Genomic DNA, 21,803 nt, shown 5'->3' on the forward strand with positions numbered 1-21,803 from the left:
CCTCGACCAGCATAGGACATCATTCATATATAACTTGTTGAGTATGAGGCGTCAACCGCGAACGCGCGCCAGCGCCGCACGCGCGACGGCGTACAACAGGAGCGCGCCGGGGAATATGGCGACCAGCGACAGGAGGAAGGCCTTGAACCGCTGACCACCGACCGATTCGTCGGACTCGCCGCGGGCGACCCCGTCCACCACGGCGATGCAGGTGCTGCGATCCGGGTCGCAGATGTCCGGGTCGAGGTTGAAGGAGATCCCGAACCAGATCAGGGCCGCGCCCGCCGCCGCCCCGATGATCATTCCGAGAACCGCGAAGGTGGTCGCGACACGGTTCTTGCGGCCTAGCGAGCCGAGTGCGGCGGCCGCGCGAGTCCTGACCACCCCGCCGACGATCAGGGCGAGGAAGACCGTGCCGGGAACCGCCACGATGGTCCACAGCCAGTCCCCGATCGAAGCGGACACGGCCACCGCCGCCGGCGTCACCAGCATGACGCCCACCAGAACGCCGATCGCCAGGTCGTCTTTCCACGTCGTGCGCTTCTTCGGCACCCGATCTTCCCCCGTCATACCAACAGCCTCGGGGACTCGACGGCCGGACATGACCTGATTTGTACCTGCGGGCAAGGCATCCTCATCGAGGAATGAACGCTGCCCGCTGGTAGCATTCATCCGACGTTGAGTGATCGTCTGATTACCAGTGGGGTTTGCCGTGGGCCAGGACAAGGGAAATGTCGACCTTCCTTCGAACAGGATCGACACGACCGTGCCCAGCGTGGCGCGCGCCTATGACGCGGCCCTCGGCGGCAAGGACAATTACGAGGTCGACAGGCAGCTGCTCGCGCAGCTGAACCAGGCCGTGCCCGAGGTCAACATCATCGCGGTCAGCAACCGCGCCTTCCTGACCCGCGCGGTCCGCTTCCTCGCGGGCAAGGCCGGGATCGACCAGTTCCTCGACTGCGGCTCCGGCCTGCCCACCGCGGAGAACACCCACCAGGTCGCGCAGCGGATCAATCCCGACGCGCAGGTCGTGTACGTCGACAACGATCCCGTGGTGCTCGCGCACGGCCGCGCGCTGCTCGAAGAGAACGACAGGACCCGGCTCATCGGGGCCAACATCTTCGCACCCGACGAGGTCCTGAAGAACGACGTCGTCACCACCACGATCGACTTCGACCGCCCGCTGGCCCTGATGCACGTGGCCACGCTGCACCACCACAGCGCCGACGAAGGAATGCCGCCGGCCCAGGTGCTGCAGACCTACATCGACGCGATTCCCTCCGGGTCCTACGTGGTTTTCTCGCATTTCTTCGACCCGGAGAACGAGCACAGTCCCATCGCCCACCGGGTGCAGGCGATCCTGAACCAGAGCATCAGCCGCGGCTTCTTCCGGACTCGCACCGAGATCGAGGAAATGCTCGACGGCCTCGAACTCATGGACCCCGGCATCGTGGTCAACGACGCGTGGTGGCCCACCGGTCCCCGCACGGAACCGATGCCGGCGGCCGGAAACTGCATTGTCGCCGCCGTCGGGCGCAAGCCCTGAGCGGACCCGCTCAGGTGCGGATGATCCTCCGTTCCGTGGCGACGGCCACCGCACCGGCACGGCTGTCGACACCGAGTTTGTCGTAGATGTGGACCAGGTGCGTTTTCACCGTCGCTTCGGAAATGAACAAGCGCGCCGCGATCTGCCGATTGATCAAGCCTTCCGCCAGCAGCCCCACGATCTCGGTCTCCCGAGGGCTGAGTGCGGCTGTCGGTGCGCGCATATGCCCGAAGAGCCGGGCCGCGACCTGGGGCGCGAGCACGGTCTCGCCGCGCGCCGCCGCGTGGATGCCGCGGAAGAGGTCCTCGGGCGGTCCCGCCTTGAGCAGGTAGCCGGTGGCGCCGGCGGCGACCGCCCTGGTGATGTCCAGTTCGGCGTCGTACGTGGTGAGCACCAGCACCTTCGGGGCATCCGGGAGGGCGGTCAGGCGCTCGGTGGCGTTCACGCCGTCGGGACCGTCGCCGAGTTGCAGGTCCATCAGCACGACGTCGGGCTTCCGGTCCGCGGCGAACAGGACGGCCTCGTCGGCGCCGGTGCATTCGCCGATAACGTCGATGTCGGGTTCTCCGGCGAGCAGCGCGGCGATCCCCGCCCGCACCACCGGATGGTCGTCGACGACCAGCACCCGGACGGTCATCGGACCTCCCTGGTGGGCACGGTGACCGCGAGCGCGGTGCCCTCTCCCGGCGCGCTCTCGACGACCATCTCACCACCGAGTTCGGCGAGCCGCTCGCCGATCATCCGCAGACCGTGGCCCCGGTCGCCGCCCGCGCGCGCCGAGGCCGGATCGAAACCGACACCGTCGTCTCGGACGTCGAGAACGACCCTGTCGGCCAAGTAGGTCAGCGTGAGGGCGGCTTCGCTCGCCCCGGCGTGATCGCTCACGTTCGCCAGCGCGCTCTGAGCGATCCGAAGCAGACTCGCCTCCACCTCCGAGGACAACGGATACGGGGTCCCGCTCGTCTCGAAGCGCACCACGTGCATGGCGGCGAAACCGACCTGCTCGACCAGGTCCTCCAAGGTGGCCGCGAGATCGGCACTGTCGAGCCGCGGCGACCCCAAGCCCGAGACGAACCGGCGTGCCTCGGCAAGGTTGTCGCCCGCCGCGTCGACCGCGCGGGACACGTGTCCTTTGGCCAGCTCCAGATCCGTGTCCCACGATCTCTGCGCCGCCTGCAGCAGCATCCGCATGCTCGACAGCCCCTGGGCGAGGACGTCGTGGATCTCCCGCGCCAGCCGCTCCCGTTCCTGCACCATCCCGGCCAGGCGCTGGCTCTGCGCGAGCTCGACCCTGGCGCGGAGCAGATCCTTGACGAGGTCGCCCAGCTCCACCCGGTCGCGGTCGAGTTGCAGGAACGTCATCGTGGCCATCAGCGCGACGGCGATCGGCGCGAGCACGATGCTCGGATCGAACCCGCTCGCGATCCGCAGCTGGGCGAGGATGGTCGCGACGGTCAGCACCGCGACCACCACGACCACGGTCCGCGGGCGCAGCACCTGGAGACAGACGAAGAACAACGGCACGGCGCACCAGGCGAAGCTCGGCGCCGCCACCACCAGCGCGAGCCAGACGACGATCACCACGGTCAGCCAGACCTGGCGCAACCGGCCGAGCACGGACCAGCTCAGTACTCCCGCCGCGTACACCAGCGCGAGCGTGCCGGTGAGCACGAGGATCAGCGGAGTGGCCCCGCTCAGCCCGTGCCCCGCGACGAACCGCGCGACCGACGCGGCCAGCAACAGGAAGAACCCGGTGTGCATGGCGGCGTTCAGCCTGGTGGCCGCCCCGATATGCGACCTCATTCCGGTCCTCCCTCCGTCGCAGATGATCGTAGGCAGGAAGGGGGGTTCCGCCGCATCAATCGTTCGGTTGATGCCCGCACCGACCGGACGACGCCCGATCAAGCTCCACATTCCCGATTCGCCCACGTCCGCCGGGCAGGAGAGTCGTAGGAGTACGAAACACCCCACGGCAAAGGAAATCCGATGAACGCCAAGCTCCCCCGCACCCGCCTCGTCCTGGGTATGACGGCCGGTCTCGCGACCGTCGCACTCGCCACCGGTCTCGGCGCGGCACAGGCGCAGGACCGGAAGCCGCAGCCGCCCGCGCCGCAGGCCGTGGTGCAGACCAGCGTGCTCGGCGTCGACGCCGCCACCCGCGCCGCGCAGGCCGCGCTGGACGCCGCCGAGAAGGAGGGGCAGCGGGTCACCGTCGCCGTGCTGGACCGGTCCGGCGCGGTGCGCGTCCTGCTCAAGGGCGACGGCGCCGGACCGCAGACCGAGGAGTCCGCCAAGCGCAAGGCCTTCACCGCGGTCTCCTTCGGGCAGCCGACGTCCGCGCTGGCCAAGAACGCCCAGGGCGACGGGCCGACCATCCGTGACATCCCCGGGACCCTCTTCCTCGCCGGCGGAGTGCCGGTCGCCGCCAACGGCGGCCCGATCGCCGGGATCGGGGTCGGCGGCGCGCCCAGCGGCGACCTCGACGAGCGGTTCGCCACGGCGGGTTTGCGCGCCATCGGGGAACTCCGCTGATGATCGGCGGGCGGGCGATCACGGCGCTGCTCGCCGCCGCCGCGCTCGGTGCCTGCTCCGCGCAGGCGCCGAGCGCTCCACCACCCCCGCCCACCCAGTCCCAGCCACCCCGCCAAGGAGTCCCCGTGCAGCAACTCTTCGAAGCCGACGTGAACCTCGTCAGGCAGGCCGTCGAAGCGGGCGCCGACCTGGAGACACGGGACGATCGCGGCCGGACCCCGCTGCTCGTCGCCGTCACCGAGAACCGGGTCGAGGTCGCCGGCGTCCTCGTCGAGGCGGGCGCCGACCCGAACGCTCTCGACGGGCGGCATGACACGCCCTGGCTGGTCACCGGGGTCACCGGGAACGTGGCGATGGCGAAGCTGCTTCTCGGGAGCAAGCCGGATCTGACCATCACCAACCGGTTCGGCGGCGTCTCGCTGATCCCCGCCTCCGAACGCGGGCACGTCGAGTACGTGCGGCTGGTGGCGAACAGCGGGATCGACGTCGACCACGTCAACGACCTGGGCTGGACGGCGTTATTGGAGGCGGTCATCCTCGGCGACGGCGGGCCGCGCCACCAAGAGGTCGTCCGGGCGCTCGCCGCAGCCGGCGCGGACGTGAACCTCGCCGACAAGGATGGCGTCACTCCCCTCGCCCACGCCCGGGCCAAAGGCCAGACGACGGTCGCCCAGATCCTCAAGGAGGCGGCCGCGCGCTGATCCCGGCTATTTTCTGTTATGCCAATTGACACAAGTCGTCGTCGCTGGCTACGGTTTCAGCCGTGGATCAAGCACGAGGACGGGGCAGGCCGCGGAAAGACCCTGCGACGCTGGCCCGCTGGACACCTCCCGAGGGCTGGTCGCGACTGGTCGCCTGGATTTCACCGGAAGAGAAGAAGGCGCTGAAGCACGTGGCGGTCGAAGCCGACGTCCCCGTCGCGGAGCTGATACGTGCCCTCGCCGGCGGACTGGCCGCCGGCGCCATCTCGGCCGAGGAACTCATCGGGCACGTCGCGAAAGGGAAGACCGTCATGGAAAAGATCCCCACGCTTTTCGAGCGCGATGAGCGCTTCCACGTCATCGACAGACCCCGCGCCGAATGCGCGTGGGTGTTCGACGGCGCCGGGGTGGGCACCGAGAAACTGGACGGCACCAACATCCGGCTGACCGTGCGCTCGGGCCGGCTGGTCCGGGTCGAAAAGCGACGCAACCCGAGCAAGGAGCAGAAACAGCAAGGCATCGTGGACGGCTGGTACGTCGACACCGACAGCGAATCCGCCGACGACAAATGGATCCTCGCGGCGGCCGGGAATACCGACGTCACCGACTGGCCGGACGGGGAACATCCCAGCGAGGCACTCGGTCCCCGTATCCAAGGCAATCCCCTGGGACTCGAGGACCACCGGTGCATCCCCTTCAATTTCCAGGCACCGCCCCTGCCCGAGACACCGCGCAGCTACCACGAACTCCGGGATTTCCTCGCCACCCTGGACAGCCGGTTCTCCCCCGGGCACCCCGCCGAAGGCATCGTCTTCCACCACCCGGACGGGCGCCGGGCCAAGATCAAACGCAAGGACTTCCCTCGCGCGGGGAGTGCGCATTGAGAGGAAGGGCAAACGTGTCGGGTTCGCGGTCGGGCCGTGCCGGGGCGGATCTGGACTGGCCGAAGAGAGCCGACCACACTCCGACTGTCCATAGAGGACAGTTTCGGGGCGAGTAAATACCTGATTGAGCCCATATGCACGGTTTGCGACGGGGGTCGCGAGTGGCAATGCGGGTTGGGCGGACCGGTATTTGTTTACCTGCGCGCGACCAGGGCGAACGTGTGGTGCGGTAGTCGAGGGGGGTCGCTCCGGTCTCGGAGCTTGATCAACGGAGGATCGGGGACACTCAACGTCCCCGATCCTCCGTTGATCAAGACCGTGCCACCCCCGCATCCCCGCGGACGGCGGTCGAGCGGGGAGGATTTGAGACGTTGAACGTCTTAAATCTTCCCCACTCGCCTACATCGGCATCCAGAACCCTCTTTGCCACTCACAACCCCCGTCACGAAGCACGCAAGGCACCTAAACCGGGCAACTACACCGTGAAATGAGTCCCTTAAGGACAGTCGAGTCTTCCTCGGGTCTCCCTGGGGAGCCCCGAGGAAGACTCGAAGCCGCCCCTGGCTCAGTACCCATTCACTCGCACCCCGTTCGAGTGAGCGAGGGGTGTCACGACGAGCTTTATCTGCGCGCTCCCCAGGTCGACCTCGAAGGACGCCACCGCGTCGAGCGCGTACCCGTTGACCCGCCAGCAGTGGATGGCCGCGGCCCCCACCACCACGTCAGGGTGGTCGACCCGGACGCTGGGCCCATCCCGCCACTTCAGGTTGCAGCCTTCCGCGAAGGCGTACCCCACGAGCCCCACGCCGGGATAACGCGCGAAGATATTCGCCGCCCATTTATCACCGACCGTCGGGGCGACCGGATCCGCATGCACGATCACTTCGCTGTTTTCCCGCACCGATCGATCGATCTCGCCCTCCGTCGTGACCTGGAGATAATCCTCGCTGAGATCGGCGACACGCTCGGCGGCGATTCGCGGAAAACACTGGACGGCGACCATCGGGCCGCTTCCTGGATCGTAGACCTTCGCCAGCACCATCCAAGCCGTGAGCGGACGATCAGGTGGTACCTCGGGGTCGCCCACCGGGACTACGCGAGGTGCCCTTCGCGGAACGGGCCTCCCCGCGGCTCGCATGATGCCGTTTCGCAGAATCTCCCAGGAGCGGTCCTGTTCTTGGAACATCGCCGCGGCCACCGCGGTCACCTCGGCCGGATCGGGAGGAGCCAGGTTGCGCTCGATCTGCGGCAGCAGGTCCTGCCCGAGGTCGAGGTACGCGCTTTCGCCGCTGAGCAGCGCCGGCGGCGAAACAGGATCTAGCTCCGCTCGGCCGTCGGCGACCAACAGGTAAGGACGCCCGAGTGCGGCTCCGTAGTAGGTCACGGATCCGTGATCACCGAGCAGGATGTCCGCGGCGACTACGCCCGCCTCCCACGGCGTGTGCGGAGGAACGTACATCAATCCGCTGTCGCAGTAATCCTGCAAATAGAGTTTGACCTCACCCGCCGAGTGACCCGCCCACACGTTCGGATGCAGAATGACCAGCAGGCGGTATTCGTGGACGGGAAGCTGAGCGAGCAGCTTGGGAATCAGGTCTTCACGGGTGCCCAACGTCCCGTACCGTCCCCAAGTCGAGCTCACCACCACGAGTTTCTGAGTCTCGGTCACGTTCAGTTGCCGCCGGAAACGGCTCCGCAGGACCTCGGAATCCGCGATCCGGTCGAAGACCGGGTCTCCCAGCACGACCGCGCGTTCCGCCGCCTCCGGCACGCTTTCGCGCAGCCTGTCGATCTGCTCGGCGTGGGACACGTAGATGAGATCGGGGATCACCTCGCCGTCGTGCGTCAGCTGGCTGCGGACCAGACCGGTCGCCACGGTGTCGGACCCGGTGGAGCCGGGCACCAACCTGTTGTAACCGGCGCCGTGGGGGCAAACGACGAGGTAACCGCGCAGACTGGCCAGCTGCCACGACGCGTGAGCGGCGAGGATCACGTCGAAGCTGGACGCGGTCGCTTCTTGCCAAGCCAGAACCTCGTAGCCGCGACTTTCGATGTGATGGGACAGCCCTTGATCGAAAACCGATCCTGGTTCAATGGTGAAGCGGATTTCGGGTACGTCCTCACGCAGCACCTGCAAAAGGCTGAGCAACCGATCCAGCGTCGCTCCGTTGCGCACGACGAGCAACAGGCGGTAAGGCGGCTTCCTCGTCAGACGGTCGACGGTGCCACGTCCTTGATCACCCACAAATAGTTCTCGATCCATGCGCCGGGGGTTATCCGGTAGAGCTCGTTCACGGTTGTCTCAATCTGCCATACATCCGCCCCGATGGCTCAGATCCCGCGTCTTTCCGGAGGATGAGCATCCGGCGGGTCAGCAAGACTCCCGCGACGACGAGAACGATCAGGTACGCGTTGCCGACGAGCGCCTCCGCGAGGTTCCAGGCGCGTTCGGCGCCACCGCCGCCGGGAACCACGGCGACCGTCCAGCCGGTGAACAGGGCCGCGACCACGATCGCAGCCCCGCGCCGCCCCTTGGCTGCGAGGTATCCGAGCGCGGGCACCACCCACACCCAGTGATGGGTCCAGGAGATCGGGCTGACGAGCAGGGAGCATCCGGCCGTGACCAGCAGCGCGGCACGGTCGTCGCCCGCGCGGTGGAGCCGGTGCACGAGCCACATCGCCAGCACAGCGAAGGCCGCGCTGGCCGCCACGATCACCACGGTGGCCGCACCGCCTTCCGGCAGCGTCCGCCCGACGAATCCTTGCCATGACTGGTTTCCCACCCAGCCCTTCGTCGCGGCGAAGTGGGCGTTGAAGATCGCCGAGGTCCAGTACCGCACGGAGTCCCCCGGCAGGACGACCAGCGCGAACGCCGTCGCCCCGGCGAAGGCCGCCAGCGCCCGGGCCGCGTCAGCGAATCGCCTGACCACCAGGAGGTGGACGATGAAGATCAGCGGGATCAGCTTGATCGCCGCGACGATCCCGATCGCGATTCCGCGATAGCGGGAATCGCGCAGGAGGAACATGTCCGCCACCACCGCGGCCATCAGGACGAGATTGACCTGTCCGAGGCCGATGCTCTGCCACACCGGTTGCAGCGCGAAGGCGCCGAGCAGCAGAAGCGGAAGGTGCGCGCGATCGGCGAACGGCCGGAGCGCGACGTAGAGGGAAGGCGCGGCCGCCAGCGCGAGCAGGCCCCAGCACAGCTGGGTCGGCAGCACGGTCAGCGAAGTGAAGAGCAGCGCGGCGAACGGCGGATAGGTGAACGGCAGGTCCAGTGCCCAGCCGGGAAGCGCGAGCAGCGGTGAATAGAGACTTTCCCCGTGGACCACGGCGTACCCGCCGGCCCGGTAGACCGCCGAATCGATGCCGAGCGGGGTGTCCGAGATCCACCAGCCGAGCGCGACCAGGGCGAGTACGGTCATCGCTCCGCCGACGATCACCGGCGCCTGGTTGACGCGCGACGCTTGCGACCATTTCATGGGGAAACGATCTCCGGAAACGCACCGGGGGACATCGCCCCGGGGTTCCGTCTTGGCGCCGGTACCCCGGTACCCGATCCCGCCGGACCCCTACCCCGGTATCAGGGCGCGGTGCCCGGCACGACGAGCCCCGCCTCGTACGCGACCATGACCGCTTGCGCGCGGTCACGCACCCCGAGCTTCGCGAAAACCCTGCTGACATGGGATTTCGCCGTCTGTTCCGCGATCACCAGCGCTTCGGCGATCTCCGTGTTGGAGAGGCCGCGCGCGATCAGCCGGAGCACCTCGGTCTCGCGGGCGGTCAGGTCGGCCACGAGGGAAGGGCCCGCGTGCGCCGACGCGTGGGTCCGGGTGAACTCGCCGATCAGGCGCCGGGTGATCGTGGGCGCGAAGAGCGCGTTGCCCGCGGAGATCACCCGGACCGCGGTGACCAGGTCGTCCAGCGGGGAATCCTTCAGCAGGAAACCGCTCGCGCCCGCCCGCAGGCCGCCGAACACGTACTCATCGATGTCGAAGGTGGTGAGGATCAGTACGCGGACTTCTTGCCGTCCCGCCACGATCCGCCGGGTCGCTTCGAGCCCGTCGAGTTCGGGCATGCGCACGTCCATCAGTACGACGTCCGGTTCGAGTTCGGCGCACAGGGCGACGGCGGTGATCCCGTCCGCGGCTTCTCCGACCACACGCATGTCGGCCTGCGCGTCGAGCACGGCGCGGAAGCTCTGCCTGACCATGGTCTGGTCGTCGGCGATGACCACCGAGATCACGGTTTCGGATGCTCCTCACGATCGAGCGGAACGGTCAGGGCGACGAGGAAGCCGCCGTCCGGCCTCTCCCCCAGCTCGAGATCCGCGGCGAGCATAGCGGCCCGCTCCCGCATCCCCACCAAACCGTGCCCGCTGCCTGCCTGTTCGGTCCTTTTCGGACCCTGTCCGGGGCCGTTCTCGATGAGCAGGCCGACAGCACCCGGCCCTGCCGTGAGCTCGACGGAGACCGACGCTCCGGGAGCGTGCTGGATCGCGTTGCTGAGTGCTTCCTGCACGATCCGGAACACCGACAACGCGACCCCCACCGGAACGGCGTCGAGGTCGCCGCGCAGAGTGAGCTCGCACGACGTGCCTGCGGCCTTGACCCCGTCGACGAGCTCGACCACCCGGGCCAGCCCCGGCTGCGGCGCGACCAGCAGAGCTTGGTCCTCGGACCGGAGCACCCCGAGCAGTCTGCGCAGTTCGGTCAGCCCTTCCCTGGCGGTCCCGGCCAGGTCGGCGAACTCCCGCCAGATCTCGGCTTCGCGATCTGCCTTGTCCTTGTCCGCGAACCGGAACCGCGCCGAGTCCGCACGCAGCGCGAGCACGGACATGTGGTGCGCGACCACGTCATGAAGTTCTCGTGCGATTCCCGCGCGCTCTTCGAGAAGCGCCGCCCGCGTCTCTTCGGCGAGTCTGCGTTCTTGTTGAGCCGCGCGTTCTTCCTCGGCGAGCCTGCGCTGGCGCACCGTGTTGCCGAGGAAGAGCGCAATTCCGCCCAGCATCACCAGCAGTGCCGCGTCTCGCCAGTCCTGGACGAAGGGCGCCGCGGCGGCGAACGAGATCAGCCCCGCCCAGGCCAGTTCCGCCTGGTCGTTGCTCTCCCCCACGAGATAGAAGACGAGCGCCGCCGTGAGCGCGAGGCCCGGCGCCCAATGCCATCCCCACGAGCCGGAGATACCGGGCAAGGTCAGCGGGGTGGTCACGATGCCGACGATCAGCGTGCGCCATCCCCACAACGGCGAACGCACCGCGAGCAGACAGGGCAGCACCGTGACGATCACGTTGAACGTCTTCGCGGGCGGCGACACCGAAACGGTCGAGAACGTGACGAAACCGGACCAGAACGCCCATCCGAGGATCGTGAGACGGCGCAGCCAGCGCAACCCCGCCGAACGCTTCGGCGGGGCGTCGGTTCCGGTGAACGCCGTGTAGAGCAGGGCGGCCCACCACACCCGCAGGCGTTGTCGGTCGATCATCAGGAGTCACCCTACCCCCGGATCGGCTCACCCTGCGTAGTCTCGGCGGCCCGCTCGACCTTGCCGACGAGGAAGACGTAGGACAGGATCCCGGCGATCGTGATCGACAGGTTCGTGCGGGACGGCGGGGCCGTGAGTCCTGAGTGGTCGGAAGGCGCCATCGCGCTCACCACTCCGCGAACGAGCTGTCGGCGTGCCGCCGCACCGGATTCCGCCAGCGGTGTCCCTCCGCCGCGCGTTCGGCGACGTACTCTTCGTTGATCTCGATACCGAGTCCCGGCCCGCCGGGGATCGTGACCTGTCCGCCTTCGTACGCGAACACCGACGGGTCGGTGACGTGGTCGAGGAGATCGTTACCCGTGTTGTAGTGGATGCCGAGGCTCTGTTCCTGATCGTCGCGTTGTAGCAGCCCGCGTCGATCTGGAGGCAGGCCGCCAGCGCGATGGGGATCGGCGAGTTGCGGAGGACCTCCGCGAACCCGTCGATGTGTTCCGAGAGCACCGGTTCCTCGACGAACATCAGCCGGTACGGCTCCAGTTCGCGCAGCAGGACCTTGGCCATCGGCTTGTGCACGCGGCCGTGGAAGTCCACCCCGATGCCGACGTTCGGGCCGACGGCCTGGCGCACGGCGTCCACGTTGGCCACACAGCGATCGACCTTGTCCCAAGTGTCCAAATAGGACAGTTTCTCGGTCCCGTTCATCTTCACCGCGCCGGCTCCTTGCCGATCAGGTAGTCGGGAAAGCTCCGCCACGGTGGCGGCCACCGACGTGATCTTCATCGTTTCCCTATCCCTGCGACGGTTCAGAGTGTCCGTCGCGAGCGACATCGTGAGGGCGTGTTCCGATAATGCGAACACCGTCCCTATATGTAGGATCGCGGAGTGGCCGACCCGGCGCCGCCAGGCACCCAGACCCTCGCCCGCGGGCTCGCGGTGATCCGCGCCGTCGCCGGCGGCGCGGCCGATCTCCGCACCCTGGTCGAGCTGGGTTTCCAGGCCTTGCACGGCAGTCCGCCGCCGGTGGTCGCGCGGCCGGTGCTGGAGGAACTGGCCGCCCAGCTGCGCGACACGGTGCATTTGGCCGTCCGCGACGGGGACTCGGTGCTGTACCTGGACAAACTGCCGGGCTCGCAGGGTGCGGAGATGCGCTCCCGGATCGGGCACCGGATGCCGTTGACCCGCACCGGTGTCGGCATGGCCCTGCTCTTGGACTCGGCGGCGGAGTGGCAAGACGCTGTGTGGCGGCGCCGATCCGCGACGCCACCGGCGCGATCGCCGGAGCCATCAGCGTTTCGGCGACGCGGCCGTACATGCCCACCGCCCGGATGCGCGGCCTGAACCGCGTCGCCGGCCGTGCGGCAAAACAGGTTTCCGCCGGCCTCGGCTACCGCGATCACTGAAAGGCAAGATGCGTCCATGAGCGAACCGTCCTTCACCCTCGTGCAGCTGCGCTACTTCGAGGCGGCGGCCCGGCATCTGAGCATGACCGCCGCGTCGAAGGAACTGGTGGTCTCGCAGTCGGCCGTGTCGACCGCGATCGCGCAGCTGGAGAAGGAAATGGGCGTGCAGTTCCTCTTGCGCCATCACGCCCGCGGGCTCAGCCTGACCACGGCGGGTGAGGCGTTCTACAAGAGGGTGCTGAATTTCCTCGCCCACGGCGCCGAGCTGGTCGAGACGGCGCGGCAGTCCGGCACCGAACTGGTGGGAACGCTGACTGTCGGCTGCTTCGCCACCCTCGCGCCGTTCCGGTTGCCCAGCCTGCTGGCGGAATTCGAAGCCCGGCATCCGAAGGTGCACGTGTCCTTGCGTGAAGGCGAGCATCACGCGTTGAAGACGGCCCTTCGTTCCGGCGGCACCGAACTCGCCCTCCTCTACGGCTACGACCTCGACGACGACATCGATCGCGAAGTCGTGGGCAGCACCGCCCCGTACGCCCTAGTCCCCGAGAGGCACCGGCTCGCGCGCAGGAAGAGCCGCAAGGTGTCGCTCCACGACCTGGCCGAAGAACCCATGGTGCTGCTCGACCTCCCGAACAGCCGCGAATACCTGCTGGCGATCCTGCGCGACGCCGGGGTGGAACCGCGGATCCGGCACCGCAGCACCGGTTACGAGACCGTCCGCTCGCTCGTCGCGTCCGGCCACGGCTTCGCCCTGCTCAACCAGCGCCCGCCGGAGGACACCACGTACTCGGGTTCGAAAGCCGTCCCGCTGGCGCTCACCGACGTCGTCCCGGCACTGGAGATCGTCGTCGCTTCGATGCGCGGCGCCCGGCTCACCCGGCGGGCGCAGGAGTTCCGGGAGCTGTGCCGCACCCACTACACCCGCTGACGATCACCGGTACCGCAGATAGGCCCGATGGGTCGCGATGTGGTCGGCCACGAGCTTGGCGTCGTGCCACACCCCCCAGATGAAACTCGAGCCGCGGCGCGCCTGCCAGGGCAGCCCCAGGAAGTACACGCCGGGCTCGGCGGACACTCCCCGCCGGTGGTCCGGCCTGCCGTTCTCGTCGAACGCGTCGACCCGCAGCCAGCCGTAGTCGGTGGCGAAGCCGGTGGCCCAGACGATCGAACGGACTCCGGCGGCGGCGAGGTCGAGTTCGGGGATCGGGTCGGTGACGCGGTCCGGATCCGGACCCAGCACCCGGGCCTCCGGTTCCTCGGGCAGGTCCAGTCCGTTGCGCACGACGTAGGCGTCGGCTTCGTCGAGAGTCGCGAGGTAGCCCGCGTCTCCCCTGGCGAGGTTGGCCGCGAGGTCCGGCGCGAAGCGGAGAACGCCGTCGTCGTACGAAGAGGTCGAGCCGACGAGCTCGATTCCCATCCCGGCGAGCGCCCGGAAGTCGACCGTGTGCCCGCCACGCGCTCCGCTGACCGCGATGGTGACGTGCTCCGCGCCCCGCGGCGGGGTGTCGGCGTCCCACTTGCCGAGGACGCCGAGCCACCAGCAGAAGTCACGTCCGCGATACCTGCGCGGCGGCCGCTCGTGAGGACCGACCGAGAGATACACGCGGCGCCCGGACCGGTGGAGTTCTTCGGCGATCTGCACGCCCGACGATCCGGCCCCGACCACCAGCACCGCTCCTTCGGGCAGCTGCCCGGGATTGCGGTAGCCGCTGGAGTGGAGCTGCTGGATCCCGGCATCCTCGGGCACGATCGGCGGCATCACCGGCCGCTGGAAGGGCCCGGTCGCCGCGATGACGTAGCGCGTCTCGACGGTCCCGTCCGAAGTCTCCACCTGGAAACCCGGCCGTCCCTCGTTCCTCCGGACCGACGTCACCTCGACCCCGGTCCGGATCGGCGCGGCGATCTTTTCCGCGTAGGCCTCGAAATACTCGGCGACCCGGTCCTTCGTGGGGAAGTCGTCCGGCGCCAGATCGGCGAACTCCAGCCCGGGGAAGCGGTCGTGCCAAGCGGGACCGTTCGCGACCAGCGAGTCCCACCGCTCCGAGCGCCAGCGCTCCGCGATGCGGTTCCGCTCCACGACGAGGTGCGGCACCCCGTGGCCACTCAGGTGCTCGCTCATCGCCAGACCGGCCTGGCCCCCACCCACGACGAGAGCCTCCACCTCTTGGCTCGGCATCCAGACCTCCAGGTTCGTCATCCGTTTCGCTGCGTCCTCTGGATGGTGGCCGCGAAGTGTTGCCTGTGTCCAACAGATGTTTTCGTCCTTCAAGATCTGATTTGCAGATTTAGGGGGCGGTCGGGTTGGTCGTGAGTGGCGTTTCGGGTTAGAACCCGAAACGCCACTCACGACCAACCCGACCCATCCACTACCCGCCATGCATCTGAATTATCGATGCATTGGTCCTGAAAGATCTTCTGTACAGAACACCGATACCGGCGGCACGCTGTGGCGACGGGGCCCGCGTCCGACGGGCCGCCCTCTTCCAGGGAAGGCCGAGCAGTGACCGTCCATCGCCGCATCCGCCCGTTCAACACGCGCGACACCTATCCCGAGCAGAACCTCGACAACGACCTTTGCCAGGCCGTCGTCGCCAACGGCACGGTCTACGTCCGCGGCCAGATCGGCCAGGACCTCGACACCAGCGAGTCCGTCGGGATCGGCGACGCGGCCGCGCAGTCCGAGCAGGCGATGGCCAACATCAAGCTGCTGCTCGAAGAAGCGGGCAGCCGGATGGAGCACCTGGTCAAGCTCACGATCTACCTGATCGACCCGCGCTATCGCGAAGACGTCTACCGCGTCGTCGGCCGCTGGACCAAGGGTGTGCACCCGATCTCGACCGGTGTGGTGGTGTCCGCGCTCGCGCGGCCGGAATGGCTGTGCGAGATCGACGCCGTCGCGGTGATCCCGGAGGAGGGGAAATGACCTTCTCGATCGTGGGCCGCGAGGTCTCCGGTGGCACCGTGCGGTTCGGTGTCGCGGCCAGTTCGTCCAGCCCCGCCGTCGCCGCCCGAGTCACGCATCTGGCGCCCGGCGTCGGAGCGGCTTCGTCGCAGAACATCACGGACCCGCGGCTCGGCGGGCGCCTGCTCGACAGGCTGGCCGAGCACGGTGACGCCGAGCGGGCGCTGTCCGAGGTGGTCACGGCGACGTCGGGCGTCGAGTACCGGCAGTTGACCGTGCTCGGCCCGACCGGGCCCGGCTTCGCCTTCAGCGGCGCCAAGACGCTCGGAACATACGCGTCCGCGACCGCCGACGGTGTCGTGGCCGCGGGGAACATGCTTGCGGGCGAACACATCCCGAAGTCCATTGTGGACGCCTTTCTCTCCTCGGCAGGCGAACTGGAACAGCGGCTCGTCACCGCGCTGAAGGCAGGACTCGCGGCGGGCGGCGAAGAAGGTCCCGTTCGCTCCGCCGGTCTCGCCGTGGTGTCCGGGGTGGACTGGCGGGTCACCGATCTGCGCGTGGACTGGGCAGACGACCCGATCGACCGGCTGGCCGAACTGCTCGACGTCTGGCTTCCGCAGCGGGACGACTACGTGACCCGCGCGCTCGACCCCGGCGCGGCGCCGTCCTACGGTGTGCCGGGCGACGCATGATGACGACGCCGAAGGACGCGGCCCGCGCCGAGGTCGATCGCCACGCCGACGAACTGATCCGGCTTTCGCGACGGTTGCACGCCGACCCCGAGACCGCTTGGGAGGAGCATCGTGCCGCCGCGATGGTGCCGGAGCTGCTCGACCGCGCCGGTTTCGCCGTCACGTCCACTTACTTGGGCCTGGACACGGCGTTCCACGCGAGCTTCGGCGGCGGACCCACCCGGATCGCGCTGTGCGCCGAGTACGACGCGCTGCCCGGTCTCGGCCACGCCTGCGGCCACAACCTCATCGCGGCGAGCTCGATCGGCGCGGCGCTCGGCCTGGCCTCGATCGCCGACGACGCCGGGCTGACCGTCGAGGTCTACGGAACGCCCGCGGAAGAGGGCGGCGGCGGGAAGATCGAGCTGCTCGACCGCGGCGCGTTCGCCGATGTCGACTTGGCGATGATGGTCCATCCCGCGCCCGTCGATGTCGCCGAGGCGCGGCCGTTCGCCGTCAGTCACTCGAAGATCTCCTACCGCGGCCGGTCGGCACACGCCGCCGCGTACCCGGAGGCCGGGATCAACGCGGCCGACGCGTTCACCGTCGCCCAGGTCGCGATCGGCCTGCTGCGGCAGCATCTTCCGGCCTCGGCCCGCGTGCATGGAGTCGTGACCCATGCCGGTGACGCCCCGAACGCGATCCCCGAGCACGCGACCGGCCGCTGGTACGTGCGTGCCGAGACGCTGGCGGAGCTCGCCGAACTGGAGCCGCGCGTGCTGCGCGCGTTCGAGGCTGGCGCGCTGGCCACCGGCTGCGAACTGAGCGTCGAGCCGGAGAGCAGGCCCTACGCCGAGTTCCGCGCCGACGAGACCGCGCTGGCCGCCTACCGCACCAACGCGCTGGAACTCGGCCGCGAGTTCGCGGCGGGCGGGACGGCGTCCCGGATGAACCGGGCGTCGACCGACATGGGCAACGTCTCGCAGGTCGTGCCCGCCATCCATCCCTACATCGGCATCGGCTCCCTGCCCGCGATCAACCACCAGCGCGAGTTCGCCGCGCACTGCGTCGGCGGCGAGGCCGAACGCGCGCTGCTCGACGGCGCGATCGCACTGGCCTGGACCGGTGCGGACCGGGCCAGTGCCGTCAGGCAGCCCGCCTGACCGTCTTCGCGCGACATGGTTCAAGGAGGCATCATGACCACGCAGGACTCTCCCCCCGACGAGTTCGTCACCACCGCCACCGACCCCGCGATGCTGCGCCGCAGCATCGCCGCCGGGGCCGTCGGGGTGTTCGTGCACTGGTTCGACTGGGCCGCCTACGCCTATCTCGCGAGCACCATCGCGTCGGTGTTCTTCCCCGCGGGCGACGCCACAGCCGGTCTGCTCGCCGTCTTCGGCGTTTTCGCGGTCTCCTTCGGGATCCGGCCGATCGGGGCGCTGGTGTTCGGGCCGCTCGGCGACCGGATCGGCCGCAAGCGCACGCTGTCCATCGTCATCTTCGTGATGTCCGGCGCCACCCTGGTCATCGGCCTCCTGCCCGGGTACTCGACGATCGGGATCGCCGCTCCCCTGCTGCTGGTCTTCCTGCGGCTGCTGCAGGGTTTCGCGGCGGGCGGCGAATTCGGGAGCGCGGCGAGCTTCCTCGCCGAGTACGCGCCGCGTCACCGCCGCGGTTTCGGCGTCAGCTGGCTCGAAGTCGGTTCCCTGCTGGGCTTCCTCGCCGGGTCGTTCGTGTTCCTGCTGCTGTCGCTCGGTCTCTCGGCAGACCAGCTGGCGTCCTGGGGCTGGCGGATCCCGTTCCTGCTCGCGGCGCCGCTCGGGATCATCGGCTTCGTCATCCGCACCAAGATCGAGGACACCCCCGAGTACCGCGCGCTGGAGGCGACCGGTGACGTGCCCCGCAGCCCGGTGCGGGAGTTGTTCCGTGACAACAAGAAGCAGCTGTTCCAGGCCGCGGGACTGATGACCATGATGCACGTGCCGTTCTACGCGGTGCTCACCTATCTGGTCACCTACGAGACCGACCATCTCGGCCATTCCGCCGGTGACGCCGCCTTGCTGTCCACCGTGATCTCGCTCCTCGCCCTGGTCCTCGTCCCCGCCTTCGGACGGCTCTCCGACCGGGTCGGACGACGGCCTGTCCTGCTCGGCGCGGGCATCGCGCTCTTCGTCCTGGCGACACCGGCGTATCTCGTGATGCGCACGGGACTCACGGGAACGTGGATCGGCGGACTCACGCTCGGTGTCGTGCTCGCCGCGATCCTCGGCACCTACGCGGTGTGGTCGGCGGAGATCTTCCCGACCCGGACCCGCCAGGGCGGCCTGTCGATCGCCTACAACCTCACCGCCGCCCTGTTCGCCGGGACCGTGCCGTATCTGATGACCGTCCTGATCTCGGCGACCGGCAGCACCCTCGTCCCCGGCCCGTACCTCATGGTCGCCGCCGCGGTCGGGCTCGTCGCGGCCTTCTCTATGCGCGAGACGGCCGGAAAGTCCTTGTCACAGACGGAAGACTGACTCCGGGCGTCAGTCGACGAGCTGCGATGTCCCGGCGGCGGTGACGAAATGCGGGCGGCCGGTGATCGGATGCGGCACGATCGTGCTGCGCACTCCGAACACTTCGGCGACCCGCTCCGGCTCCAGCACCTCCTCGGGCGGCCCTGCCGCGAGGACCCGGCCTTTTTCGAGCAGTACCAGGCGATCGCAGTAGGTGGTGGCGTGGTCGAGGTCGTGCAGGGCGACCACGGTGGTCAGCCCGAGCTCACGGACGAGATCGAGCAGGCCGAGCTGGGCGCCGATGTCGAGGTGGTTGGTCGGCTCGTCCAGCAGCAGGACCGGTGTCTTCTGGGCGAGCGCCCGCGCCACCAGGACCCGTTGCCGCTCACCGCCGGAAAGCCGCGTGAAGACCCGGCGCGCGGCCCAGGCCATCCCCACCCGGTCCAGCGCGTCCCGCACGATGTCACGATCGCCGCCGTTGTCCCGTTCCAGGATCCCCTTGTGCGGTGTCCGTCCCATGAGGACGGTCTCCTCGACCGAGAAACCGTTGTCGAGATCGTGATCCTGGACGACGACCGCCGTCCGCCTCCCAGCCTCGCGAGCGGTGCCCCGCCAGACGTCGGACTCTCCGATGTGGACGGAGCCTCGCACCGGCTTCAACGCCCGGTAGACACAACGCAGCAACGTGCTCTTGCCGGAACCGTTGGGGCCGATGAGCCCGGTGACCGTTCCGGTTCCGACCTCGACGCTCACGTCGCCGAGGATCGGGAGGTCGTCGATCGTCACGGACACGCCCTGGATCTGGATCTTCACCGCAGCGATCTCCTCCGGCCACGCAGCAACATCAGGAAGAACGGCGCACCGAGCGCCGCGGTGAAGATGCCGATCGGCATCTCGTTCGGCTTGTTCACCGTGCGGGTGGCGAGGTCGACAAGCACCAGGAAGACCGCCCCGCCCAGCAGGGACACCGGGATCACCTTGCGATGGTCCGGTCCCACGACCAGCCGCACCGCGTGCGGGACCACCAGCCCCACGAAACCGATGCCGCCCGCGACACTCACCACCGTCGCCGTCAGCAGGGACGCCGCCACCAGCAACAGGACGCGCAACCGGTCGACGTCGACACCCAGCCCGGCCGCGGTGTCCTCGCCGGTCGCGAGCGCGTTCATCATCCGGCCCCGGCTCGCCAGCCACAGCCCGGTGACCGCGGTCGCGGCCGCCGGGATCGCGAGATCGGACCAGGACGCTCCGGCGACCGAGCCGAGCAGCCAGAACATGACTCCGCGCAGTTCCGACGGATCGATCAGCAGTTGCAGCAGGCCGGTCCCCGCCATCCCGAGGTAGGCGACGGCGACCCCGGCGAGGACGAGACTCGTGCCGATCAGCCTGCCGCCGCGTTGCGCCATCACGAAAACCACGAGCAGGCTCAGGGACGAGCCCACGAACGCGCCACCGGCGACCCCGATCCCCGCCGCGATCCCGGTCGTCATCACCACGACGGCGCCCAGCGACGCGCCGGCCGTGACGCCGAAGGTGTACGGGTCGGCCAGCGGATTCCGGACCAGGGTCTGCAGGCACAGACCGGCCAGGCTCAGGCCGGCGCCCGCCACCGCCGCGAGCAGCACGCGCGGGGTGCGGAAGGTCCACACGATCTGATCGGTCAACGGGTCGAGGCCCTCGGTGCCACCGGTCAGATGGGCCCACACGACGGCGAGGACGCGCCCGACCGGGACGTCGACCGTGCCGATGCCGACGGAGAACGCCACGGCCAGCGCGAGCGCGACGGTCAGTCCGCCCAGCAGGAGGGTGAAACCCTTACCCTGCACCAGATGTGTCCGCCGCTGGTCAACGCGCGGCATCGGCGATCTTCCGGACGGCGATCGCGTTGATCGGGCCGAGGTAGATGCTGTCGGAGACGCTGGTGAAGGTCTTGGTCTTCGACGCCTGCCAGGCGGGGAACTTGGCGAACAGCTCCTGGGCCAGCACGTCCGGCTTCTCCCCCGGCTGGAACAACCCGATCACCAGCACGTCGACAGGTGCGGCGGCGAGCGCTTCGGCGTTGATCTCGGCGAGCTGGGTGTTCGTCTTGCCCGCGAACGGGTTCACGCCACCGGCACGGCCGACGATGTCGTCGTAGATCCCGCCTCCGAACACCGCGGGCAGGCCGTTGTTGTTCATCATCGACATCCCCGGGTAGACGACCAGGACGTTCTTGCGCTCCTTGCCCGCCACTTCCTTTTGGACGGCGGTGATTTCGGCGCGTGTCCGGTTGACGTGGTCGGCGGCGCACTGCTGGACGTCGAAGATCTCGCCGAGGCTCAGCAGCAGCTCGGACGACGACTCGACCGACTGCTTCCCGTACCGCTCCTTGTCTTCCGGCCGGGCGTTCGGATCGCCGTTCGCGCAGTTCGACGGCGTGACGAAGCTCTTGATCCCCGCCGCGTCGAGCTGATCGCGGGTGACCGAACCGACCTTGTCGTCGAACCCGCCCGCCCAGGTGGAGATCACCAGATCCGGCTTGAGGGCGAGGACCTGCTCGCGCGGGACCTCGAAGTTCTCGTTGAGCTTCAGGTTCCCCTTCGGGATCGCCTTGATCTTGTCCACGAAGGACGGTTCGTCCGACACTTCGTAGGATTGGCTGTTGGCCAGGATGTGGTCCTGGATCCCCAGGACCACGAAGCTCTCCACCTCGGCTACCGACGTGCCGTTGAGCAGCACCACGCGTTTCGGCGGCGCGTCGAAGGTGACCTTCCGCCCGCAGTTGTCGATGGTCAGCGGGTACGAGGTGGGTTTCGCCACGGCGGGAGGCAGCAGGCCCACGTCGGCCTGCTGGGCGGCCGGCGCCGGTTTGCCGATGCCGCAGGCCGCGACGGCGGCGAGCAGCACGCCTGCCACGAGGACGCACCGGGTCAGGCGGGCGCCGTCAAAAGAGGACATGTCCCAAAGGTCGCGCGGACGTGGCGGAAAGTTCCCGGGCCCGGCGCTCCGGCGTCGCGGCCGGGCTGCTCCGAACGGGCCGCCCGCCCCCGGGGATCACATCCGCGTATGCGAATTTCTTCTTCACGCTTTCGTCCGCGCATTACAAAAAGGCGTTGTCAAGATTCTTTACGCGGCCCGGATTCACCGGGTATTCCGGTGGCGCTACGCTCTCGTCGCGTCGCCTGATCAGGCCACACATTCTT

General features: G+C 68.7%; 21 protein-coding genes and 2 pseudogenes. 10 read left to right on the forward strand and 13 right to left on the reverse strand.

Going from position 1 to position 21,803, the window contains the following annotated elements:
• Positions 1–51 precede the first annotated feature (51 nt).
• The gene (locus ACLJRM_RS15040) at positions 52–570 is read right to left on the reverse strand and encodes a hypothetical protein (RefSeq protein ID WP_410663268.1); all 519 of its coding nucleotides are present in this window, start codon (positions 568–570) and stop codon (positions 52–54) included.
• 142 nt (positions 571–712) lie between these two features.
• Between ACLJRM_RS15040 and ACLJRM_RS15045 the strand changes: the two genes are divergently transcribed.
• Complete coding sequence (locus ACLJRM_RS15045) at positions 713–1,546, forward strand: SAM-dependent methyltransferase (RefSeq protein ID WP_101609054.1); 834 nt, start codon at positions 713–715, stop codon at positions 1,544–1,546.
• A 10-nt stretch (positions 1,547–1,556) separates the two neighbouring features.
• On the opposite strand, the gene ACLJRM_RS15050 is transcribed toward ACLJRM_RS15045, so the two are convergent.
• Positions 1,557–2,183 carry a response regulator gene (locus ACLJRM_RS15050; RefSeq protein WP_101609055.1) on the reverse strand — a complete coding sequence of 209 codons (627 nt, stop codon included), beginning with the start codon at positions 2,181–2,183 and terminating at the stop codon, positions 1,557–1,559.
• Positions 2,180–3,349, reverse strand: a complete 1,170-nt coding sequence (locus ACLJRM_RS15055) for a sensor histidine kinase (RefSeq protein ID WP_101609056.1) — start codon at positions 3,347–3,349, stop codon at positions 2,180–2,182. Before ACLJRM_RS15055 ends, ACLJRM_RS15050 begins: the two co-directional genes overlap by 4 nt.
• 183 nt (positions 3,350–3,532) lie before the next feature.
• Between ACLJRM_RS15055 and ACLJRM_RS15060 the strand changes: the two genes are divergently transcribed.
• The 3 genes from ACLJRM_RS15060 (at position 3,533) to ACLJRM_RS15070 (ending at position 5,663) form a co-directional block, all read left to right on the forward strand.
• Complete coding sequence (locus ACLJRM_RS15060; protein ID WP_101609057.1) at positions 3,533–4,078, forward strand: GlcG/HbpS family heme-binding protein; 546 nt, start codon at positions 3,533–3,535, stop codon at positions 4,076–4,078.
• Positions 4,078–4,779: an ankyrin repeat domain-containing protein gene (locus ACLJRM_RS15065; RefSeq protein ID WP_174720430.1), complete on the forward strand. Its 702-nt coding sequence runs from the start codon at positions 4,078–4,080 to the stop codon at positions 4,777–4,779. The genes ACLJRM_RS15060 and ACLJRM_RS15065 overlap by 1 nt, the downstream gene beginning before the upstream one ends.
• A 62-nt stretch (positions 4,780–4,841) precedes the next feature.
• Positions 4,842–5,663: a hypothetical protein gene (locus tag ACLJRM_RS15070; protein WP_410663269.1), complete on the forward strand. Its 822-nt coding sequence runs from the start codon at positions 4,842–4,844 to the stop codon at positions 5,661–5,663.
• A 565-nt stretch (positions 5,664–6,228) separates the two neighbouring features.
• Here ACLJRM_RS15070 and ACLJRM_RS15075 read toward each other — a convergent pair.
• The 6 genes and pseudogenes from ACLJRM_RS15075 to ACLJRM_RS15100 form a co-directional block, all read right to left on the reverse strand.
• On the reverse strand, positions 6,229–7,926 hold the full coding sequence (locus ACLJRM_RS15075; protein ID WP_410663270.1) for a hypothetical protein: 1,698 nt from the start codon (positions 7,924–7,926) through the stop codon (positions 6,229–6,231).
• 28 nt (positions 7,927–7,954) lie between these two features.
• A complete protein-coding gene (locus ACLJRM_RS15080; protein ID WP_410663271.1) occupies positions 7,955–9,145 on the reverse strand; it encodes a glycosyltransferase 87 family protein in 1,191 nt (396 codons plus the stop codon).
• A gap of 101 nt (positions 9,146–9,246) precedes the next feature.
• Entirely contained in the window at positions 9,247–9,909 is a 663-nt protein-coding gene (locus ACLJRM_RS15085; RefSeq protein WP_101609062.1) for a response regulator, read from the reverse strand.
• Complete coding sequence (locus tag ACLJRM_RS15090) at positions 9,906–11,147, reverse strand: sensor histidine kinase (protein WP_101609063.1); 1,242 nt, start codon at positions 11,145–11,147, stop codon at positions 9,906–9,908. The genes ACLJRM_RS15085 and ACLJRM_RS15090 overlap by 4 nt, the downstream gene beginning before the upstream one ends.
• Positions 11,148–11,158: 11 nt before the next feature.
• Entirely contained in the window at positions 11,159–11,308 is a 150-nt protein-coding gene (locus ACLJRM_RS15095) for a hypothetical protein (protein ID WP_410663272.1), read from the reverse strand.
• Between the two features lie 5 nt (positions 11,309–11,313).
• Positions 11,314–11,906 (reverse strand): annotated as a pseudogene (locus ACLJRM_RS15100) (enolase C-terminal domain-like protein); the annotation flags it as partial.
• A gap of 123 nt (positions 11,907–12,029) precedes the next feature.
• Between ACLJRM_RS15100 and ACLJRM_RS15105 the strand changes: the two are divergent.
• Positions 12,030–12,547: pseudogene (locus ACLJRM_RS15105) on the forward strand (IclR family transcriptional regulator).
• Positions 12,548–12,563: 16 nt separating this feature from the next.
• Positions 12,564–13,475 (forward strand): LysR substrate-binding domain-containing protein, encoded by a 912-nt coding sequence (locus ACLJRM_RS15110; protein ID WP_101609064.1) that lies wholly within the window; start codon positions 12,564–12,566, stop codon positions 13,473–13,475.
• Between the two features lie 3 nt (positions 13,476–13,478).
• Here the strand turns inward: ACLJRM_RS15110 and ACLJRM_RS15115 are convergent, their stop codons facing one another.
• Positions 13,479–14,744, reverse strand: coding sequence for a flavin-containing monooxygenase (locus ACLJRM_RS15115; protein WP_233224274.1), 1,266 nt, complete (start codon positions 14,742–14,744; stop codon positions 13,479–13,481).
• A gap of 303 nt (positions 14,745–15,047) precedes the next feature.
• Between ACLJRM_RS15115 and ACLJRM_RS15120 the strand changes: the two genes are divergently transcribed.
• From ACLJRM_RS15120 to ACLJRM_RS15135, 4 genes are read left to right on the forward strand one after another with little or no spacing between them, the layout of a single operon-like run.
• Entirely contained in the window at positions 15,048–15,470 is a 423-nt protein-coding gene (locus tag ACLJRM_RS15120; RefSeq protein ID WP_410663273.1) for a RidA family protein, read from the forward strand.
• Positions 15,467–16,144, forward strand: coding sequence for a DUF1028 domain-containing protein (locus ACLJRM_RS15125; RefSeq protein ID WP_101609066.1), 678 nt, complete (start codon positions 15,467–15,469; stop codon positions 16,142–16,144). The genes ACLJRM_RS15120 and ACLJRM_RS15125 overlap by 4 nt, the downstream gene beginning before the upstream one ends.
• Entirely contained in the window at positions 16,144–17,286 is a 1,143-nt protein-coding gene (locus ACLJRM_RS15130) for a M20 family metallopeptidase (RefSeq protein WP_410663543.1), read from the forward strand. Before ACLJRM_RS15125 ends, ACLJRM_RS15130 begins: the two co-directional genes overlap by 1 nt.
• A gap of 33 nt (positions 17,287–17,319) precedes the next feature.
• Positions 17,320–18,642 carry an MFS transporter gene (locus ACLJRM_RS15135; protein ID WP_410663274.1) on the forward strand — a complete coding sequence of 441 codons (1,323 nt, stop codon included), beginning with the start codon at positions 17,320–17,322 and terminating at the stop codon, positions 18,640–18,642.
• 9 nt (positions 18,643–18,651) lie between these two features.
• On the opposite strand, the gene ACLJRM_RS15140 is transcribed toward ACLJRM_RS15135, so the two are convergent.
• The 3 genes from ACLJRM_RS15140 to ACLJRM_RS15150 are packed head-to-tail and all read right to left on the reverse strand — an operon-like array spanning position 18,652 to position 21,558.
• Entirely contained in the window at positions 18,652–19,434 is a 783-nt protein-coding gene (locus tag ACLJRM_RS15140; RefSeq protein WP_410599442.1) for an ABC transporter ATP-binding protein, read from the reverse strand.
• Positions 19,431–20,480 carry a FecCD family ABC transporter permease gene (locus tag ACLJRM_RS15145; protein ID WP_410663275.1) on the reverse strand — a complete coding sequence of 350 codons (1,050 nt, stop codon included), beginning with the start codon at positions 20,478–20,480 and terminating at the stop codon, positions 19,431–19,433. The genes ACLJRM_RS15140 and ACLJRM_RS15145 overlap by 4 nt, the downstream gene beginning before the upstream one ends.
• Positions 20,467–21,558 carry an ABC transporter substrate-binding protein gene (locus ACLJRM_RS15150; protein WP_410663276.1) on the reverse strand — a complete coding sequence of 364 codons (1,092 nt, stop codon included), beginning with the start codon at positions 21,556–21,558 and terminating at the stop codon, positions 20,467–20,469. Before ACLJRM_RS15150 ends, ACLJRM_RS15145 begins: the two co-directional genes overlap by 14 nt.
• Between the last annotated feature and the right edge of the window lie 245 nt (positions 21,559–21,803).

Origin of the sequence: Amycolatopsis sp. lyj-84, from assembly GCF_046549075.1 — a bacterium.
In the GTDB taxonomy this organism is placed as follows: domain Bacteria; phylum Actinomycetota; class Actinomycetes; order Mycobacteriales; family Pseudonocardiaceae; genus Amycolatopsis.

Bases quoted from the DNA above. Each gene is read 5' to 3' on its own strand.
- ACLJRM_RS15050 (WP_101609055.1), bottom strand. From the start codon at position 2,183: ATGACCGTCCGGGTGCTGGTCGTCGACGACCATCCGGTGGTGCGGGCG.
- ACLJRM_RS15065 (WP_174720430.1), top strand. From the start codon at position 4,078: ATGATCGGCGGGCGGGCGATCACGGCGCTGCTCGCCGCCGCCGCGCTC.
- ACLJRM_RS15130 (WP_410663543.1), top strand. From the start codon at position 16,144: ATGACGACGCCGAAGGACGCGGCCCGCGCCGAGGTCGATCGCCACGCC.
- ACLJRM_RS15125 (WP_101609066.1), top strand. From the start codon at position 15,467: ATGACCTTCTCGATCGTGGGCCGCGAGGTCTCCGGTGGCACCGTGCGG.
- ACLJRM_RS15110 (WP_101609064.1), top strand. From the start codon at position 12,564: ATGAGCGAACCGTCCTTCACCCTCGTGCAGCTGCGCTACTTCGAGGCG.
- ACLJRM_RS15060 (WP_101609057.1), top strand. From the start codon at position 3,533: ATGAACGCCAAGCTCCCCCGCACCCGCCTCGTCCTGGGTATGACGGCC.
- ACLJRM_RS15080 (WP_410663271.1), bottom strand. From the start codon at position 9,145: ATGAAATGGTCGCAAGCGTCGCGCGTCAACCAGGCGCCGGTGATCGTC.
- ACLJRM_RS15055 (WP_101609056.1), bottom strand. From the start codon at position 3,349: ATGAGGTCGCATATCGGGGCGGCCACCAGGCTGAACGCCGCCATGCAC.
- ACLJRM_RS15135 (WP_410663274.1), top strand. From the start codon at position 17,320: ATGACCACGCAGGACTCTCCCCCCGACGAGTTCGTCACCACCGCCACC.
- ACLJRM_RS15150 (WP_410663276.1), bottom strand. From the start codon at position 21,558: ATGTCCTCTTTTGACGGCGCCCGCCTGACCCGGTGCGTCCTCGTGGCA.
- ACLJRM_RS15145 (WP_410663275.1), bottom strand. From the start codon at position 20,480: ATGCCGCGCGTTGACCAGCGGCGGACACATCTGGTGCAGGGTAAGGGT.
- ACLJRM_RS15095 (WP_410663272.1), bottom strand. From the start codon at position 11,308: ATGGCGCCTTCCGACCACTCAGGACTCACGGCCCCGCCGTCCCGCACG.
- ACLJRM_RS15115 (WP_233224274.1), bottom strand. From the start codon at position 14,744: ATGACGAACCTGGAGGTCTGGATGCCGAGCCAAGAGGTGGAGGCTCTC.
- ACLJRM_RS15090 (WP_101609063.1), bottom strand. From the start codon at position 11,147: ATGATCGACCGACAACGCCTGCGGGTGTGGTGGGCCGCCCTGCTCTAC.
- ACLJRM_RS15040 (WP_410663268.1), bottom strand. From the start codon at position 570: ATGACGGGGGAAGATCGGGTGCCGAAGAAGCGCACGACGTGGAAAGAC.
- ACLJRM_RS15075 (WP_410663270.1), bottom strand. From the start codon at position 7,926: ATGGATCGAGAACTATTTGTGGGTGATCAAGGACGTGGCACCGTCGAC.